The 16,187-nt window shown below is 61.5% G+C and carries 12 protein-coding genes; 7 read left to right on the forward strand and 5 right to left on the reverse strand.

What is annotated here, in order from left to right; genetic code table 11:
• Nucleotides 1-29: 29 nt before the first annotated feature.
• Together EII30_RS01805 and EII30_RS01810 are read left to right on the forward strand one after the other, a co-directional pair.
• Nucleotides 30-1,487 (forward strand): hemolysin family protein, encoded by a 1,458-nt coding sequence (locus EII30_RS01805; protein WP_124885619.1) that lies wholly within the window; start codon nt 30-32, stop codon nt 1,485-1,487.
• Nucleotides 1,484-2,536: a hemolysin family protein gene (locus EII30_RS01810; RefSeq protein WP_124885620.1), complete on the forward strand. Its 1,053-nt coding sequence runs from the start codon at nt 1,484-1,486 to the stop codon at nt 2,534-2,536. The genes EII30_RS01805 and EII30_RS01810 overlap by 4 nt, the downstream gene beginning before the upstream one ends.
• A 49-nt stretch (nt 2,537-2,585) precedes the next feature.
• Here EII30_RS01810 and EII30_RS01815 read toward each other — a convergent pair whose 3' ends face one another.
• Entirely contained in the window at nt 2,586-3,797 is a 1,212-nt protein-coding gene (locus EII30_RS01815; RefSeq protein WP_124885621.1) for a homoserine O-acetyltransferase, read from the reverse strand.
• A gap of 29 nt (nt 3,798-3,826) precedes the next feature.
• Nucleotides 3,827-5,146: a bifunctional o-acetylhomoserine/o-acetylserine sulfhydrylase gene (locus EII30_RS01820; protein ID WP_124885622.1), complete on the reverse strand. Its 1,320-nt coding sequence runs from the start codon at nt 5,144-5,146 to the stop codon at nt 3,827-3,829.
• A gap of 129 nt (nt 5,147-5,275) precedes the next feature.
• Here EII30_RS01820 and EII30_RS01825 point away from each other — a divergent pair, with 129 nt between their 5' ends.
• Nucleotides 5,276-5,980, forward strand: coding sequence for a uracil-DNA glycosylase (locus tag EII30_RS01825; protein WP_124885623.1), 705 nt, complete (start codon nt 5,276-5,278; stop codon nt 5,978-5,980).
• 99 nt (nt 5,981-6,079) lie between these two features.
• Here EII30_RS01825 and EII30_RS01830 read toward each other — a convergent pair whose 3' ends face one another.
• The 3 genes from EII30_RS01830 to EII30_RS01840 all read right to left on the reverse strand — a co-directional run bounded on the left by EII30_RS01830 (nt 6,080) and on the right by EII30_RS01840 (nt 9,462).
• Complete coding sequence (locus tag EII30_RS01830; protein ID WP_124885624.1) at nt 6,080-6,298, reverse strand: hypothetical protein; 219 nt, start codon at nt 6,296-6,298, stop codon at nt 6,080-6,082.
• 379 nt (nt 6,299-6,677) lie between these two features.
• Entirely contained in the window at nt 6,678-8,033 is a 1,356-nt protein-coding gene (locus EII30_RS01835) for an NAD-dependent succinate-semialdehyde dehydrogenase (protein ID WP_124885625.1), read from the reverse strand.
• Nucleotides 8,034-8,250: 217 nt separating this feature from the next.
• Nucleotides 8,251-9,462 (reverse strand): MFS transporter, encoded by a 1,212-nt coding sequence (locus EII30_RS01840; RefSeq protein WP_124885626.1) that lies wholly within the window; start codon nt 9,460-9,462, stop codon nt 8,251-8,253.
• An 88-nt stretch (nt 9,463-9,550) separates the two neighbouring features.
• Between EII30_RS01840 and EII30_RS01845 the strand changes: the two genes are divergently transcribed.
• From EII30_RS01845 to EII30_RS09145, 4 genes are all read left to right on the forward strand, one after another.
• Nucleotides 9,551-11,215 (forward strand): anchored repeat ABC transporter, substrate-binding protein, encoded by a 1,665-nt coding sequence (locus tag EII30_RS01845; protein WP_233569238.1) that lies wholly within the window; start codon nt 9,551-9,553, stop codon nt 11,213-11,215.
• A gap of 149 nt (nt 11,216-11,364) precedes the next feature.
• Nucleotides 11,365-12,498: a choice-of-anchor M domain-containing protein gene (locus EII30_RS01850; RefSeq protein ID WP_124885627.1), complete on the forward strand. Its 1,134-nt coding sequence runs from the start codon at nt 11,365-11,367 to the stop codon at nt 12,496-12,498.
• Nucleotides 12,491-13,339 carry an anchored repeat-type ABC transporter ATP-binding subunit gene (locus tag EII30_RS01855; RefSeq protein ID WP_124885628.1) on the forward strand — a complete coding sequence of 283 codons (849 nt, stop codon included), beginning with the start codon at nt 12,491-12,493 and terminating at the stop codon, nt 13,337-13,339. Before EII30_RS01850 ends, EII30_RS01855 begins: the two co-directional genes overlap by 8 nt.
• Nucleotides 13,332-16,088 carry an anchored repeat-type ABC transporter permease subunit gene (locus EII30_RS09145; protein WP_124885629.1) on the forward strand — a complete coding sequence of 919 codons (2,757 nt, stop codon included), beginning with the start codon at nt 13,332-13,334 and terminating at the stop codon, nt 16,086-16,088. The genes EII30_RS01855 and EII30_RS09145 overlap by 8 nt, the downstream gene beginning before the upstream one ends.
• Nucleotides 16,089-16,187: the final 99 nt, after the last annotated feature.

Here is a 16,187-nt window from a genome sequence, read left to right on the forward strand (position 1 = left end):
TCTTAGAGGGATATGTGTGAGGAGAGCCAGTGAACGAGTGGGTGCTGCTGACTATCGGCCTGCTCTTAACGTTCAGCACCGGAATCTTCGTCGCCGCTGAGTTCTCACTCGTTGCCCTCGACCGCAGCGAGCTGGAACGCCGCCGTGACAGCGGCGAAAAGCGGCTTGACAGCGTAATTAATGCGCTCCGCGTCACCTCAACCCACCTCTCCAGCGCCCAGCTCGGGATCACGCTGACAACCCTGCTCGCGGGCTACACGCTCGAACCAGCCCTTAGTAGGCTGCTCGCGCAGCCGCTTCGCGCGCTCGGGGTGAGCGAGGGTGTGTGGGAGGTTATCAGCATGCCGATTGCGGTGCTGATCGCAACGGTGCTGTCGATGATCTTCGGCGAATTGGTCCCTAAGAATTTCGCAATCTCACTGCCCGAGGCAACAGCTAAGTTCGTGGTGCCCATGCAGGCGGCGTTCACGGCTGTGTTTCGGCCCGCGATCTTCCTGCTCAACGGCAGCGCCAACAGTATGCTGCGGCTGCTCGGAGTGGAACCAAAGGAGGAGCTGTCTGGAGCCAGATCCGCTGAGGAACTATCATCGCTGGTTAGACACTCCGCCTCAGCCGGTGTGCTCGAGCTTGACACGGCAACACTGCTCGATAAAACCCTGCGATTTAGTGAGCTGAGTGCGGCGGACGCGATGACCCCGCGCCTGAAAATGCAGAGTATTCAGAAGCTGGATCCGGTCGCCTGTGTGCTTGCAAAAGCTGGCAGCACCGGGTTTTCTCGCTTCCCAATCTACGAGTCTGACAGTGACGACATTGTCGGTGTTGCGCACGTTAAACAGGCGATCGCGGTGCCGCGGGAGAAACGCGCCGAGGTGCCCGTTGCAGCAATCGGTGAGGAGATCAGCCGTGTCCCCGAGACGATGGCGCTCGACTCGCTGCTCGCCGAGCTGCGGGAGGCGGTTTATCAGTGCGCGATCGTGGTCGACGAGTACGGCGGCACAGCGGGGTTTGTGACGCTGGAGGACCTGGTTGAGGAGCTTGTTGGTGAGGTTGCTGACGAGCACGACCGCGCGCAGGCGGGAGTCACCGGAACCGCCGGAAAACTACTGATTCCGGGCGAGCTGCGACCGGACGAGCTACTGGAACAGACCGGGATTACTGTGCCGGAGGACGGCAGCTACGACACCGTCGCCGGGTTTATGCTGCACCAGCTTGGCAGACTACCTGTGATCGGGGATTCTGTGACGCTGGCGGACGGCAGCTCACTTACCGTCGAAAGACTAGAGGGGCGGCGGATCGCCAGGATCCGCTACACAGGTGCGGCGCTGCCGGAGCGGCTGCGCGAGTTCAGCGGCTTAGGCGCGGAGCCGGTGACAACAGCGACCGGGACGCTGCAGCTGCCGGGGCATTTGCTCGGTGGATCCGCCGCGAAACAGGCCGGTGGCCAGATTGGCGGCCAGCAACAGGCGGAGCAGGAGGTGTCGCAGTGAGCGACTGGGCAGGAATTGTGTGGCTGGTTGTGCTGCTCGCGGTTAACGCATTCTTCGTTGCCGCAGAGTTCGCCGTCATCTCGGCCAGGCGCTCGCAGATTGAGCCGCGTGCGCAGGTGGGTTCGCGCGCCGCAAAAACCGCGCTGTGGGCGATGGAGAACGCAACCCTGATGCTCGCAACCTGCCAGCTCGGGATTACCGTCTGCTCGCTTCTAATTTTGAACGTTTCAGAGCCCGCGATCCACCACCTGTTTGAGGGGCCGCTCGGGTGGACGGGTCTGCCCCACAACCTGATCGGGATAATTGCCTTCCTCTTGGCGCTGATTCTGGTCACCTACTTGCACGTTGTGTTCGGCGAGATGATGCCGAAGAACGCCGCGTTCTCGATGCCGGATCGCGCAGTGCTGCTTTTGGCACCGCCGCTGGTTGCGATCTCGCGGGTGCTGAAACCGGTTATCTACGCGATGAACGCGATCGCAAACGGTGTTTTGCGGCTTTTCCGGGTGGATCCAAAGAACGAGACCAACAGCACCTTCACGCTTGAGGAGGTTGAGAGCATTGTGCAGAACTCAACCCGCGAGGGTGTTTTACAGGACCGCAGCGGTGCGCTGACGGCCGCGTTCGAGTTCACCAACAAGCAGGCTCGGGATCTCGTTGTGCCGGCGGCTAAGCTAGTGACGCTGCCAGACACGGCAACCCCGCTGGATATTGAGGCGGCCGTCACCAAACACGGTTTTTCCAGGTATCCGCTGGTTGCGGGACCGCAGTCGGTTATCACCGGTTATGTGCACGTGAAGGATCTGCTGCGTCTCAGCGGTGAGCAGCTGACCGCACCAATCAACCCGAAGCGGGTGCGGGAGCTGGTGACCGTCAGCGACGAAACCGATATTGAGGACGCGCTCGCGCAGCTGCAGCGCCGCGGTGTGCACCTCGCGAGGGTTTACGCGGCCGACGGCACTGAGCTCGGGGTGCTGTTCCTGGAGGACATTATTGAAGAGCTGGTCGGTGAGGTGCACGACGCGACAACCCGGCAGCGGGTGCGCGACTAGGCAGCTGGCGAGGTCAGCCAGCAGGTTTGCGAACTGCTAGGATCCACGACTAGGCAGGCTGTTCGAGCAGACGCAGCAGCTGCTCACCAACCCGCTCGTGCTCGATCAGGAAGGCGTCATGCCCGTAAGGGGAGTCGAGTCGCCACGCCTGGTCGCCGTCGAGCGCGCCCGGCAGGTTAGCGGCGATCAGATCCTGGCCGTCGATTGTGAAGAGCCTGTCGCTCGGGATCCCAATCACCAGCGCCGGCATGGTGAGATTCGCAAGCGCCGCTGTGATGCCGCCGCGGCCGCGCCCAACATCGTGCGAGTTCATCGCCTGTACGAGGGTAACGTAGCTGCCGGCGTCAAACCGGCGGGTGAACTTGTTGCCGTGGAAGTCAAGATACGACTCAACCGCGAAGCGACCACCGCCGCCGAGCGGACTCAGCGTGGACTGCCACGCCCTGCCGAACCGCTCATCAAGCTCTGTGTTGCTGCGGTAGTTGAGCAGCGCGAGCCGTCTAGCGGTTGCGAGGCCGTGGTGTGGGCCTGCTCCGTCAGCCTGGTTGTAGTAGTCGCCGCCGTTGTAGTTCGGGTCTGAGCGGATCGCCTCCAGCTGCACCAGATTCAACCCGATCTGGTCGGCGGTGAGCACCGGGGGAGCCGCAATCACCGCGATCCTCAGCGCGCGCTCGGGCGCTGCGATGCTGAACTCCAGGGTGTGCATGCCGCCCATGGATCCACCAATCACCGCCTCGAAGCGCTCAATGCCGAGCTCCTCTGTCCACTTCAGCGCCGCCTGCGCCTGGTCGCGAATTGTCAGGTAGGGGAAGCGTGAACCCCACTCTTGCCCGTCTGGCGCGAGCGACGACGGGCCGGTTGAGCCCATACAGCCGCCGAGCACGTTACAGGCGAGGACGCAGAAACGGTCAGTGTCGAGCGCCTTGCCCGGGCCGACCACGTCATCCCACCAACCGGCGGTGACGTGGCCGGGACCCGCGGCGCCTATCAGGTGGCTGTCACCCGTGAGGGCGTGGAACACGAGGATCGCGTTACTTTTGTCCTCGTTCAGCTCACCAAACTGTTCATAGGCGATTGTGACGTGCGGCAATTTCTCGCCCGCCTCGGTAACAAACTCGCCGATCCTTGCGAATTTGCGATTCCCGGGCGGATCCCCAACCCGCCAGGCTCCTGAGACCGGCGGCTTGCCAATCAGGGCGCGCAGCTGCGCGTCCGTCACAAACTCTGCCTGCCTGGAATCCTCGGGTGTTTGCCAGTCCAATCTCTCTCCTGCGTTGTTTTGCTTAGGCTCTACTCGTGGTTAGCCGCAACCACCTCTTTGGCTGCAACAAATCCCCGCTTCAGGTCCGCGATCAAATCGGCGGTGTTTTCAATACCGACCGACAGTCTGATCAGACCCGGGGTTACCCCGCTGGCGAGCTGCTGCTCGGGGGTGAGCTGAGCGTGTGTTGTTGAAGCCGGGTGGATCACCAGGCTTCGCACATCGCCGATGTTTGCCAGTTGACTAAACAGTTCAAGGCTATCAACAAATGCCTTACCGGCGGCAACTCCGCCCTTCAGTTCGAAGGACAGCACCGCGCCGGATCCGAGCGGTGCATATTTCTCGGCAGCCTTGTTCCACGGGCTGTTCGGCAGCGAAGCATAGTTAACGCTCGCAACATCCTGGTGGGAAGCCAGCCAGCTGGCAATCTCCTTAGCGTTGGCGACGTGGCGATCCAAACGCAGCGACAGGGTCTCAATACCCTGCAACAGCGTCCACGCGGACTGCGGTGAGAGGGCAGCGCCGATGTCGCGCAGCAGGGTGACGCGCGCCTTCACAATGTAGGCGAGCTGGTCACCGAGCGCCTCCGTGTAGACGAGGCCGTGGTAGGAGGCGTCAGGTGTGTTGAGCGTTGCAAAACGCTCCGGGTGTTTAGACCACGGGAACTTTCCGCCGTCAACGAGCACACCGCCGATGGTTGTGCCGTGTCCGCCCAGGAACTTGGTTGCGGAGTGCACAACAATGTCTGCTCCGTGCTCGAACGGGCGGATCAGGTAGGGCGTTGCGATGGTGTTGTCGACGATCAACGGCACACCGTTCTCGTGAGCGATCTCGCTAACCTTCTCAATGTCGAGCACGTTAACCTTTGGGTTGCCGATTGTCTCGGCGAAGAACGCCTTGGTGTTTGGTTTGACAGCGCGCTGCCACTCGGCCGCGTCATCCTGATCCTCAACGAAGCTAACCTCGATGCCGAGCTTGCTGAGCGTGTGCACAAACAGGTTGTAGGTGCCGCCGTAGATGGAGGTTGAGGAAACAATGTGGTCACCGGCTGAGGCGATGTTTAGGATCGCGTAGGTTGTTGCAGCCTGACCGGATGACAGCGCCAACGCGGCAATGCCGCCTTCAAGCGCGGCAACGCGCTCCTCCAGCACCGCCGTTGTTGGGTTGGTGATGCGAGTGTAGATGTTGCCCGGCTCGGCGAGCGAGAACAGGTTCGCAGCGTGGTCGGTGCTGTCAAAAACAAACGAGGTTGTCTGGTAGATGGGCAGTGCCCGGGCCTTAGTGGTGGGGTCTGGCTGCTGTCCGGCGTGCAGCTGTTTGGTCTCGAAGCTCCAGGATTCTGCGCTCATCTGCTTATCTCTTTTCTGCTAAAAATAGTGCGGCCCGTTAGCCGCTGCCACAGTAGTTTTACCCTTCTAACAGTAGGGCTAGCGGGAGCGGCTCGCAATAAACCAGAAATATTCTGTAATATGTCGAGCATGGCGAAATCCCTGCAGCAGCTTATTGCGTCCGGCGAAATCGCCCCTGACTGGGAAGAAGCCTTGGCGCCCGTGGCGGGGGAGCTAGCCGAGCTGTTAGCGCTGCTTGATGAGCGCGCGAGCGCGGGTGAGACTATTCTGCCTACCAGGGCGGATCTGTTTGCGTCGCTGCGTCAGCCGCTTGCGGGTGTGCGGGCGGTGATCCTCGGGCAGGATCCGTACCCCACCCCCGGTCACCCGATCGGCCTGTCTTTCGCGGTGTCTCCACGGGTGAAACCGCTGCCAGGCTCCCTGCGTAACATCTTTCAGGAGCTGCAGCAGGACATCGGCGCACCGCCGCCCGCAACGGGCGATCTCACGCCCTGGACCGAGCAGGGCGTGCTGCTGTTAAACCGGGTGCTGACCGTCAGCGCCGGCAAAGCTGGCTCCCACCGCGGTCTCGGCTGGGAGCAGATAACTTCGCAGCTGCTTCGTGCCGTGGGGGATCGCGACCAGCCGCTCGCGGGAATCCTCTGGGGTAATGACGCCAGGGCTGCCGCACCGCTTTTGGACGAGTGGCGCTGTGTGATTAGCACACACCCGTCACCGCTCGCGGCACACCGCGGCTTCTTCGGGTCTAGACCGTTTAGTCGCGCCAACGAGCTGCTGCGCGAGCAGGGGGCGGATCCGATCAACTGGGCGCTGCCGAGTGCGGCGCTGCTCTAACTGGTGCCGAGTGCGGCGCTGCTCTAACCACTGCCCGGGTGAAACGGTGCTCAGCTTGGCGCTGAGCAACCACTCACCCGGGCTCGACCGGTTTTAAGCTTAGACGCTTACCTGCGCAAGCAGTTGCGGGGAGCCGCCTGTGCGACCGCTGTGCGATACGCGTTTTCGGTTAACCACGTCGACCACAATGATTGCGATGATGCTGAGCACAAATAGGATTACCGAGCCGAACAGCATAACCAGCTGATAGCCGGGAGTTGGGGGCGGCGTAAGCGTTGCTGGCCCCGATGCCTCCCACTCGCGATAGGCAATGCCCATCAAGATAATGGCAGTGAAGCCTGTGACCATGCTCAGGCACATCGCGGTGATGCCCGGCTAAATTGGAAGCTTCATTATTTCCTCCTTACCAGTGCTCTCACCCCTGCTCCCGCGGCTTCTATCACCCGCATCTGGTCTGTGGGAGCTGTGTCTGTGTGACCAGATTTAGGGGGTTGGGCACTTTAGGTTTGCTTTAGTCTACACCCTTGTTGCTGGAATCAAAACTAAAATTTGTTGGAAGCAGTGTGTGCCTGTTGCCTGCGGTAACTGGGCATGAAAAAACTCCGGGACAGAAAACCTGTTCTGCCCCGGAGTTTTAATCGCTTTTCAGCACTAGCTTCGGCTGAGCGCTGATGCTTACTGCTTATTCGCCTGGCGATTAAGCGCTGAAGCGGTAGAGCTTCTTGTTAGCGAACTCGTCGATGCCGTACTTACCGATCTCGCGACCGTAGCCTGACTTCTTCACGCCACCGAATGGCACGTCTACGCCCTCAAGGCCTGAAGCGTTGATGAACACCATACCAACCTCGAGCTCGTCACCAACGCGCTCCGCACGCTCAACATCGTCGCAGAACACGACTGAGCCGAGACCGTATGGTGAAGCGTTGCAGAGGTCGATTGCCTCCTGGTCGCTTGAAACCTTGTAGAGCTGAGCGACTGGACCAAACAGCTCCTCGCTGTAAACATCCATCTCAGGGGTTACACCCTCGAGCACACCAGGGGTGTACCAGTTGCCCTTTGGTTCGTTGTCGCCAACGGTGAGCTGTGCGCCCTGGTCGAGTGCGCTCTGCACCTGAGCGGTGAAGCCAACGGTTGCCTTCTCGCTTGAGAGCGGGCCGTAGTCGCCGTTGTCCGCGTTCTGACCAGCGATAGCTGCCTTGAACTTCTCTGCGAACTCGTCGTAAACAGTGTCGAGCACGACGATACGCTTTGAACCGTTACATGCCTGGCCGGTGTTCTCCATCCGGCCACCAACCGCGTACTCAACAGCTGCGTCAATGTTCTCGGTGTCGAGAACGATGAACACGTCTGAGCCACCGAGCTCCAGCACGCACTTCTTGAGTGCGCGGCCAGCCTGCTCAGCAACGATTGCGCCCGCACGCTCTGAACCGGTGAGCGAAACAGCTGCAACGCGGTCGTCTGCGATCAGGGTTGAGATCTGGTCGTGGGTTGCGAAGACGTTTACGTATGCGCCCTCTGGGAAGCCTGCGTCGCGGAACAGCTTCTCAAGTGCGAGAGCTGTCTCAGGACACTGCTCTGCGTGCTTCACGATTGTGGTGTTACCAACTGCGAGAACCGGAGCTGCGAAGCGAGCGATCTGGTACATCGGGTAGTTCCAAGGCATAATGCCGAGCACAACACCGATTGGCTTGCGCTTAACAACGGTTTTCAGGCCGTCTTCAACCTTGAGCTCGTCATCAGCCAGCCACTCCTCAGCGTTCTTTGCAAACGCCTCGATGATGCCAGCGGAGAACTCAACCTCGAGCTTGCACTGCTCGAGTGGTTTACCCATCTCGCGGTGGAAGGTCTCAGCTAGTTCGTCCTGACGCTCCATGTGCAGCTCTGCAAGGCGGGTTAGCAGCTTTGCGCGCTCTGCAACGGTTGTCTTCTTGCCCCACTCGCGGTATGCCTTATCGCTTGAGGCGAGTGCCTCTTCGATCTGGGCGTCGGTTGCAGACTCGTAGCTTGCAACGACCTCGCCGGTTGCCGGGTTTGTGACAGCGTACTTGCTCATTTAATCACTCCTTCAGTGAACGTCCATGTTGACCGTCACTATTTAGTCTCCCACACTTGGGGCGTGCGGCGCTTGATTTGTGGCTGTGATTGCTCTGGGAAGTGGTTAGGCGGCGGGTTTCTCTGGGGTGTTTTGTGGGGCGGATCCACCCCGCTGCCGCTACTTTCTTCTGTGTCTTATATACAGGGTATTGATCTGCTTCGAGTGGCGACCGTGTTTAGCGCAGTATTGGCAGGTCGGTGGTTGCGGTGTCGGGCGCCGGACTAATGTCGACACCGCGGAGATTCGGGATCCACCGGTTGCCCGCCAGCGCGATAATAATCGCGATCGCAAACAGTGCTGCGGCAGTGATAATCGCGGCGGGCGCGCCGCTGATGTCAGCTGCAACACCCGCGAGAGCGGAGCCGATTGCGGCGCCCACGAGCTGGCCTGACGCGATCCACCCGAACGCCTCAGCGGTTTCAGAGAACCTGACGGTTGCGCTGACCAGGCTGTTAATCGCCGCGAGTGCGGGTGCGCAGCCGATACCACCGATGAACATCATTAGCAGCAGCCACCAGAATGAGATATTAATCAGGCTCAGCAGCATCACCAGCATCATCAGTGAGATGCGGATCCCGATGTTCCAGCGGGTGAGTGGGCGGTGGCCGAATGTTAGGCCGCCGACGAAGGATCCGACCGCGTTGGCCCCGATCACAAAACCGCTCTCAACACTGTGGTTGCCAAACACCGCAATGATCGCAACCTCCATGGCGGCGAAGCCGGCGATGAACGCGAGGCTGATAAACACCGCGAGCAGTGCGGGCGGGCGTTTTAGCACGGCGCCGAAGCGTTTTTTGGCGCGGGGGATCTGCAGTCGTTTCAGTTCGGGTAGAAAAGCGAGCCAGGTGACACCGCCGAGCAGTGTTGTCGCGCACAACAGCAGTCCGGCCGCGGGGTTGATAAACTGCGCAATAAACACCGCGATAACCGGTCCGACCGCCCAGATTACCTCCTGCGCGGTGGCGTCCAGGGAGTAGAGGCCGGGCAGTTGCGTGCCCGGCACCAGGCGAGAGTAGAGGGTTCTGGCGACCGAGTGGACCGGTGGCAGGGTCAGTCCGAGAAACAGTGACAGGATAACCATCACCGCGTAGGGCAGGGGCACGAAAGCAATTGCGAGCAGGGCGGCGGCGCTGCAGCTTGCGGAGGTTATCAAAACCAGGCGGCTACCGTATTTTCCGGTCAGTCGGCCAAGGATCGGACCGGCCGTTGCCTGACCGATTGACACGGCAGCGAGCGCTAAACCGCCGCTGCTGTAGTTATTAAACACCCTTTCAAAGTGCAAAAGCAGGAGCAGCGATGTCATGCCCGCGGGAATGCGGGCAACCAGCTGTGACGCCACAACCCTTGTGACGCCCGGGTTTTTGACTATCTCTCTGTAGATTCCCATTTTGATTAGTTTAGCACCGGAATTGGCTCTTTTAGCTCGAGAAAACAGTAATTTGCTAATGATAACCGTTACCAATAAACTGGTTGCTGTGCTTCAGAAGATCAAGAAATCAGCGTCTTTGACGATGCTGCTCACCGCGCTGCTGTGCGCAGGCTGCACCCACCAGGGTTCCGCGCATTCCAGCACCGCGCAATCAAGCACAGCGCAGACCCTGGGAGACGGAGGCGGCGGAGGAAACAGCGCGGCGGGGGCGGATCCACAAGCGACAAAGGCGGAGCGGCCCCTCAACGTTGTCACAACCACCGGCCTGCTCAGAGACCTGGTGAAGAACGTTGCCGGTGATCGCGCCAACGTCACCTCGATTGTGCCAGACGGCGCAGACCCGCACAGCTACGAGCCGACACTGCGCAGAGTGCGCGACATTGTTTACGCTGACGCGGCGTTCTCGAACTATCTGCTGCTGGAGGAACACCGGGTTATTGAAACCCTCGACAGCAACCTGAAACCGGGTGTGCCAAACGTTGCGCTCGCGGAGGCGGCGGTGCAGTATGCGGCGGAGATTATTCCGCTCGTTGAGGACGCATCGCTTGACACGATCTGGCTGGGCTTGCGCAGCAGCGGGGCCGACAGTGATCCAGCGCTGAACCGGCGCAGCACAACCGAGATCCAGGTCACAGAGGTGACCGGGCCGGGGCGGATGGTTGGGTATTTGACCGGTAGTTTCGGCGATATTGAAAGGTATTTTGACTCGGCTGACGGCTTTGACAAAAACAGCGGGTACCGCGACGACACCGCTGTTTTACCGGTTGATGCGCACACCCACATGAGCTGGGCGTTCACAAAACCGGGTCTTTACCGGGTGAAACTGCAGGCGAAGGTGCGCACCGCGCCCGACCAGAAACCGCGCAGCGTGTCCGCCGGTGAGCTCGTGTTCGCGGTTAGTGTGTCCCCAGATGAGGCGGTGACGGCCGAGCGCACCGAGATTCTTGACTCCGGTCACGCCGATATTACCGCACAGCTGGATCGCTCCCACCCGGACAGTTCTAAGCTCACCGTCGTACTCGATGAGCACAGCGGCAAGGTGCGGACGGTGCCGGTTGAGCGGGCGATTATCTCGGTGCCGAGCAAGGCGATCCACGAGGTGCCGGGCGAGCAGGCATACCGCTTCCTCGGCAAACCCGGGCAGCAGATTTACCAGCTGCCGCAGGCGGTGCTCGGCAAACACGTGCACGGTGAGATCGACCCGCACCTCTGGCAGGACGTGAAGAACGCGATGGCGTATGTGCAGGCGATTAGGGACACCCTGAGCGAGGTAGATCCCGGATCCGCCCAGGAATATCACGCCAACGCGGAGCGCTACCTCGCGGAGCTGGAGCAGCTCGATAATTTTGTGCGCGAAACCATCGCGGAGGTGCCAGCGCAGCGGCGGACACTCGTGACAACCCACGACGCTTTCGGCTATCTCGCGAATGCCTACGATATGCAGATTTCCGGGTTTGTTGCCCCAAACCCGGCAGCGGAGCCTTCCTTAAGCGGCCGCAAGAAACTAACCGAGACGCTGAAGAACCTCGAGATTCCGGCGGTGTTTTTAGAACCGAACCTGGCGCAGGTGTCGAACACGCTGAGCGAGCTCGCCGCCGAACAAAACATTAAGGTCTGCGCAATCTACGGCGACAGTTTCAGCAGCGAGGTTAACAACTATATAGCGATGATGCGGTTTAACGCGACCTCGACCAGGGACTGCCTCGGGTAGCGGCGAGGACCCCGGAACCAGCCGGGGCCGGGACGGGATCGGGGTCGGAATCGCGGCCGGGGTCGGAATCGGGGCCGAGGCCGCTAAAGCAACAAGCAGTAAATCAAAGAAGTAAAACAAGCAGAAGAGAAAAGGAAACAGGGGAATAAATGACCAGCACGTTAATTGAGCAGGCTGCTTCGTCGGCTCAGCAACAGGCGGGGTGGCAGCGACGCGGCACCCGTAAAACCGGCTTTGCGGGCAGGTTTTTGCGGGGAGTAACCGCGCTCGCCTTGATCACCTGCGCGGTGCTGGGCGGATCCGCTGGCTCAGCCGCCTTCGCAGAGGACGATGACGATCCGGCGCTGGAGCAGGACCTCACCGGCGAGCAGCAGGGCACCGGCCGGGTTGTTATTTCCAGCGGTCACGTCGATTTTGGTCCGGTGCTGCTGCCGGGTGACGGCGGTGCGCAGGAGGCGCGCGTGCAAATCCACGACGACAGCGGTGCGGTCAGCTACTGGCGCAACCTTGAGGACGTGGTTTTGCAGGTCAGTGACGCCGCGAAGCTTGAGGTGCCAGACAATGCAGCCTACAGTTTTGTGCAGGCGGATCCGGGTGAGACCGTCTGGGTGCTGCCGCAGACCGAGCAACCCGGGGTTGTGTGGGCTGGCTGGAACACCCAGCAGGAGACACTTCTGCAGCAGGCCTCCCGCGGTGTGACGCTGAGCGTTCTGGGCGTGCAGGGTCCCGGCGATGTTGCTGTTTACCTGCAGGACGGAAACTTTGGTGAACCGCAGGCGCTCTGGCACACCGGGGCTGACTTCCCGCAGCAGATGTGGATTGAACTGAACACCCACACGCACGCCAACTGGGTTTTCACGAAACCCGGTGTCTACCTCGTGACAATGCTGTTCGATATCACCCTCAACACCGGTGAAACCGCCAGAGCACAGGGAACACTGCGCTTCGCGGTCGGCGATGAAACCGACGCGGAAGCAGCTTTTACCGCGGCGGTTGATGAGTCGAAGCTCGCCAGCGCAGACGCTGAACCGGTTGACGCGGTTGGCGCCGCCGAGGATGCCGCTGCCGGCAACAGCTTCGAGATCGTCGTCTGGGTTGTGGTTGGTGTTGTCGGTGTCGCGCTTCTGATCGCGGTTGTGCTGGTTTTGATCGCGAGCGCGAGAGCGAAACGGCGGGCAGCGGATCCGCAAACCAGCGAGTCAGCTGCTGCGGCGGCGACCGGGGCTGGGCCTGCGGCGGATCCGGCAGACACCTCCTTGGCGAGGGCGGCGGCTGATGACTAGCCTGCTCTTGCGCGTTAGCGATCTCGGGGTGCGGCTCTCCGGGAACCAGGTGCTGCGCGACGTCAATCTGACCATCAACAGCGGCGAGTTTATCGGCGTTATCGGGCCGAACGGTGCCGGAAAAACAACGTTTTTGCGCGCGATCCTCGGGTTGATTAACACGAGCTCGGGCAGGGTGCAGTTTAGCGCCGCCGGAAACACAGCTAAGCCCGGGAAGCAGGCGAAGCTCGGGGCGACGCCTGCTAAGCCCGGACGGCGGGAGCTGGCGCGCCTGATCGGCTATGTGCCGCAGCGGCACGAGTTCGCCTGGGAGTTTCCGATCACGGTTGAGGATGCGGTGCTGACCGGGCTGATCGCCGAGATCGGGATCCTTCGCCGCCCGGGTGCCGCGCACTATCAGGCGGTGACCGAGGCGCTCACCAAAACCGGGCTTTTGGAGCTTAGAAAACGCCCGGTTGGCGCGCTTTCTGGCGGGCAGCGGCAGCGTGTGTTGGTGGCGCGGGCGCTCGTCTGTAAACCGAAGATGCTGCTGCTCGACGAACCGTTTACCGGTCTGGACATGCCAACCGCTGAGGAGCTGACGCAGCTGTTTAAGAACCTCGCGGCAGCCGGCTGTGCGGTTGTGATGACAACCCACGACCTGTTGAGCGCTGTGCACGAGTGCTCCCGCATCTGCCTGATCAACCGCACGGTTGTTGCCGACGGCACACCCGCGCAGCTGCTGCAGGGGGATGCCTGGCAGCGGGCGTTCAACGTCAGCAGCTCACACCCGCTGCTCCGCGCAATCGGCGCGGTCAGCGCCGCCAAAACCCCCAGCGAGATAGGAGCGGTAAGTGCTTAGCCCACTCGACTTTATTGTTGACCTGTTCAACCCCGACCTTGCGTTCCTCGGCAAAGCGTTAATCGTCGCGCTCGCCTCCAGCATCGTCTGCGGTGTTATGGGCTGCTATGTTGTGCTGCGCGGGATGGCGTTCATCGGTGACGCTGTTGCGCACGCGGTGTTCCCGGGGCTCGCGGTCGCTTTTGTGCTGCAGGGATCCCTCGTCCTCGGCGGTATGGTCGCAGGCGTTCTCACCGCGCTACTGGTGGCACTGTTTGCCCACAACCGCCGGATGAAAGCGGACTCGGTTATCGGTGTGCTGTTCGTTGCGGCCTTCGCACTCGGCATTGTGATTATTTCGCAGGCACCCGGATACGCCGGGTCGCTGCAGCAGTTCCTGTTCGGCGCGATAACCGGCATCTCCAGTGACAAGGTGCTGCTGGTGTGCGCAACCGGACTGGTGCTGCTAATCCTCGCCTTCCTCTTCCATAAAGAACTCGTGATGGTCAGCCTCGACCGGGAAATGGCGCAGGCGTCAGGTCTTAGAGTTCTGCTTTTCGACATGCTGCTGTACGCGATGGTTGCGATCGCGATCGTCATCTCCGTGCAGACGATCGGCAACGTCCTCGTTCTTGCTCTGCTCATCACGCCCGCCGCTGCGGCGCGGCTGCTAACAGATCGGCTGATTATTATGATGCTTCTAGCTCCTGTGCTCGGCGCAATCGCCGCCGTTTTTGGAATGTACCTGTCCTGGAGTCTAAACCTGCCAGTCGGCGGCACAATCGTGCTGACCGCAACGGCGCTGTTTGTGCTCGCCTGGCTGTTTGCTCCACGCCACGGCCTAATCAGCAGCAGGCTGAAACGCACCCTAAACAAACCAGAAAAAGACCGGTCAGAAGGTAAAGCCCGGGTGAAAACCGGTGACGCGGCGAAAAAACTCGCGGCCGCTGCGGCTTCGCTGACGCTAATCGCGGGGGCGGCGCTCACTCAGCTCGGCAGCACCGGTGCGGGGGCGGTGGCGGATCCGCCCACAGACCTGACCGGTAAAACCATTGTGCGAGACGTGCACACCGACGCGGTTTCCGCCTACGCCGACAACGGGCGTCTGGTGCTCGCGAGCTCCGCGGACATCGACGTTAACGGTGACGGCAGGGTGGATCTCGCCTCCCGGCTGGATCCGAGCACAACCGTGTTCCACGTCAGCGCCGCCTCCGCAACCAAGATTCCCGCTGGGGTTACCGGCTACGAGTTTATTGCCGAACCGGAAACAGTGTTCTGGATGGCACCGCAAACCCAGCAGCCGGGCATTATCTGGCCCGGTTTCAGCACCGAGTCCGCGAGCCTTGCAGCGCACGGAATCACCGCTGTAGACCTGCGGCTGAAGCAGGTAAACGGCCCCGGAAAACTGGAAATGTTTACCAGCAGCACCTTCGGCGTGAACCGCCTGTTCAGCTCAACCGAGAAACTGCCCGACTGGACGCTCAACGTGCCACAGCACACCCACCTCAACTGGGCGTTCACCGCCGAGGGTCTCTACCAGCTAACCTTCGAGGCAACAGCAACCGTCTCGGGCAAACAGCAGAGCGCCGAAAACACCTACCTCTTCTATGTTGGTGACCTGCCGACGGGTGGTGGATCCGGTTCCGGCGCCGGTGACGGTTCAGACGGCAACGGCAACCTGCCAGGGGACCTGCCCGGCAACCTGCCTGGTGACCTGCCCGGCGGCTTGCCTGGCGGATCCGCCCCCGGGGCCGCTCAGCCCGCACCTGCCCCAACCCCCGCACCAGCTGCGCCCGCCGCACCAAACAACACCGGGACCACCCCGATCCGCCCCGGACACAGTGCACAGTATTGCGCACCGGCGCTAACCCTTGACAGCGGCCACATCGACCTGTTCACGGTCAGCGCCGCGGGCGGGGTTGCAGTGCTGCAGATTAAAGAGGACGTGACCGGCCGGCACGTGCTTCGGCAGCCGGAGACAACGCTGATTCGCGTCGGCGAGCACGCGCTGCGCGGGGTTCCCGCGGGCTACCCTGGCGCGGGCCAGGGCTATGTGCTGCCGCTCACCCAGGAATCAAACCTGCCGTGGCCGGGCTGGGACACCAACGGCACAGCCGCGAGCGGTTACACAGACGTGAAAATCAACATCACGAGCGTTACCGGCCCCGGTCAGGTGCATCTCTACTCGATTGCCTCCTTTGGTGGGTGGCGGTCGCTTTTGACCACGGGTGGATCGCTGCTGCCCGGCACCCTGCATGAGCCCCGCCCGGCTCACACCCACGCGCAGTGGGTTTTCACAAACCCCGGGGTTTACCGAATCAGTGCCTACGCAACCGCAACCAACCCGGCAACCGGCAAAACCCTGACAACCGCCCTCAGACAGTATGTTTTCCAGGTTGGTAACGCGCCGCTCGGCAATGTTTTCTGTGGCGCAAACCCGGGAGCGGGAGCAGCGCAGGCGGCAGCTGTTGCATCGGCGCTGCCAGCTGAGCAGCGTGCCTCACAGGCGGCTGCGGCGCAGCAGGCGGATCAGGAACAGCAGCTGCGCGCGGCAGCCCAGGCCGATGCGGTGAAAGCGAAAGCTGCTGAGGAACTGAAGCAGCGCAAGCAGCGCGAGAAGGCTAAACAGAAGAACCCGGTTGCGGACTTTGCGGCCGCGGTGAAGCGCAGACCGCTCGCGGCAGCCGGTGTGATGGGCTTCGGCGGTGGCCTCAGCCTGGTGTTGATCGCCGGTCTAACCGCGGCAAAACTGCGCAAGCTTCGCGGCTAGCTGATCCTGGCTATCCGGCCACTGGCATCCGCTGGCGCGTCTAGCTATACCCCACTGGCGCGGCTAGCTGCAGCACCCTGACGGTGCTGGACGGTTGTG

This window comes from Leucobacter sp. OH1287, assembly GCF_003859945.1.
GTDB lineage: Bacteria > Actinomycetota > Actinomycetes > Actinomycetales > Microbacteriaceae > Canibacter.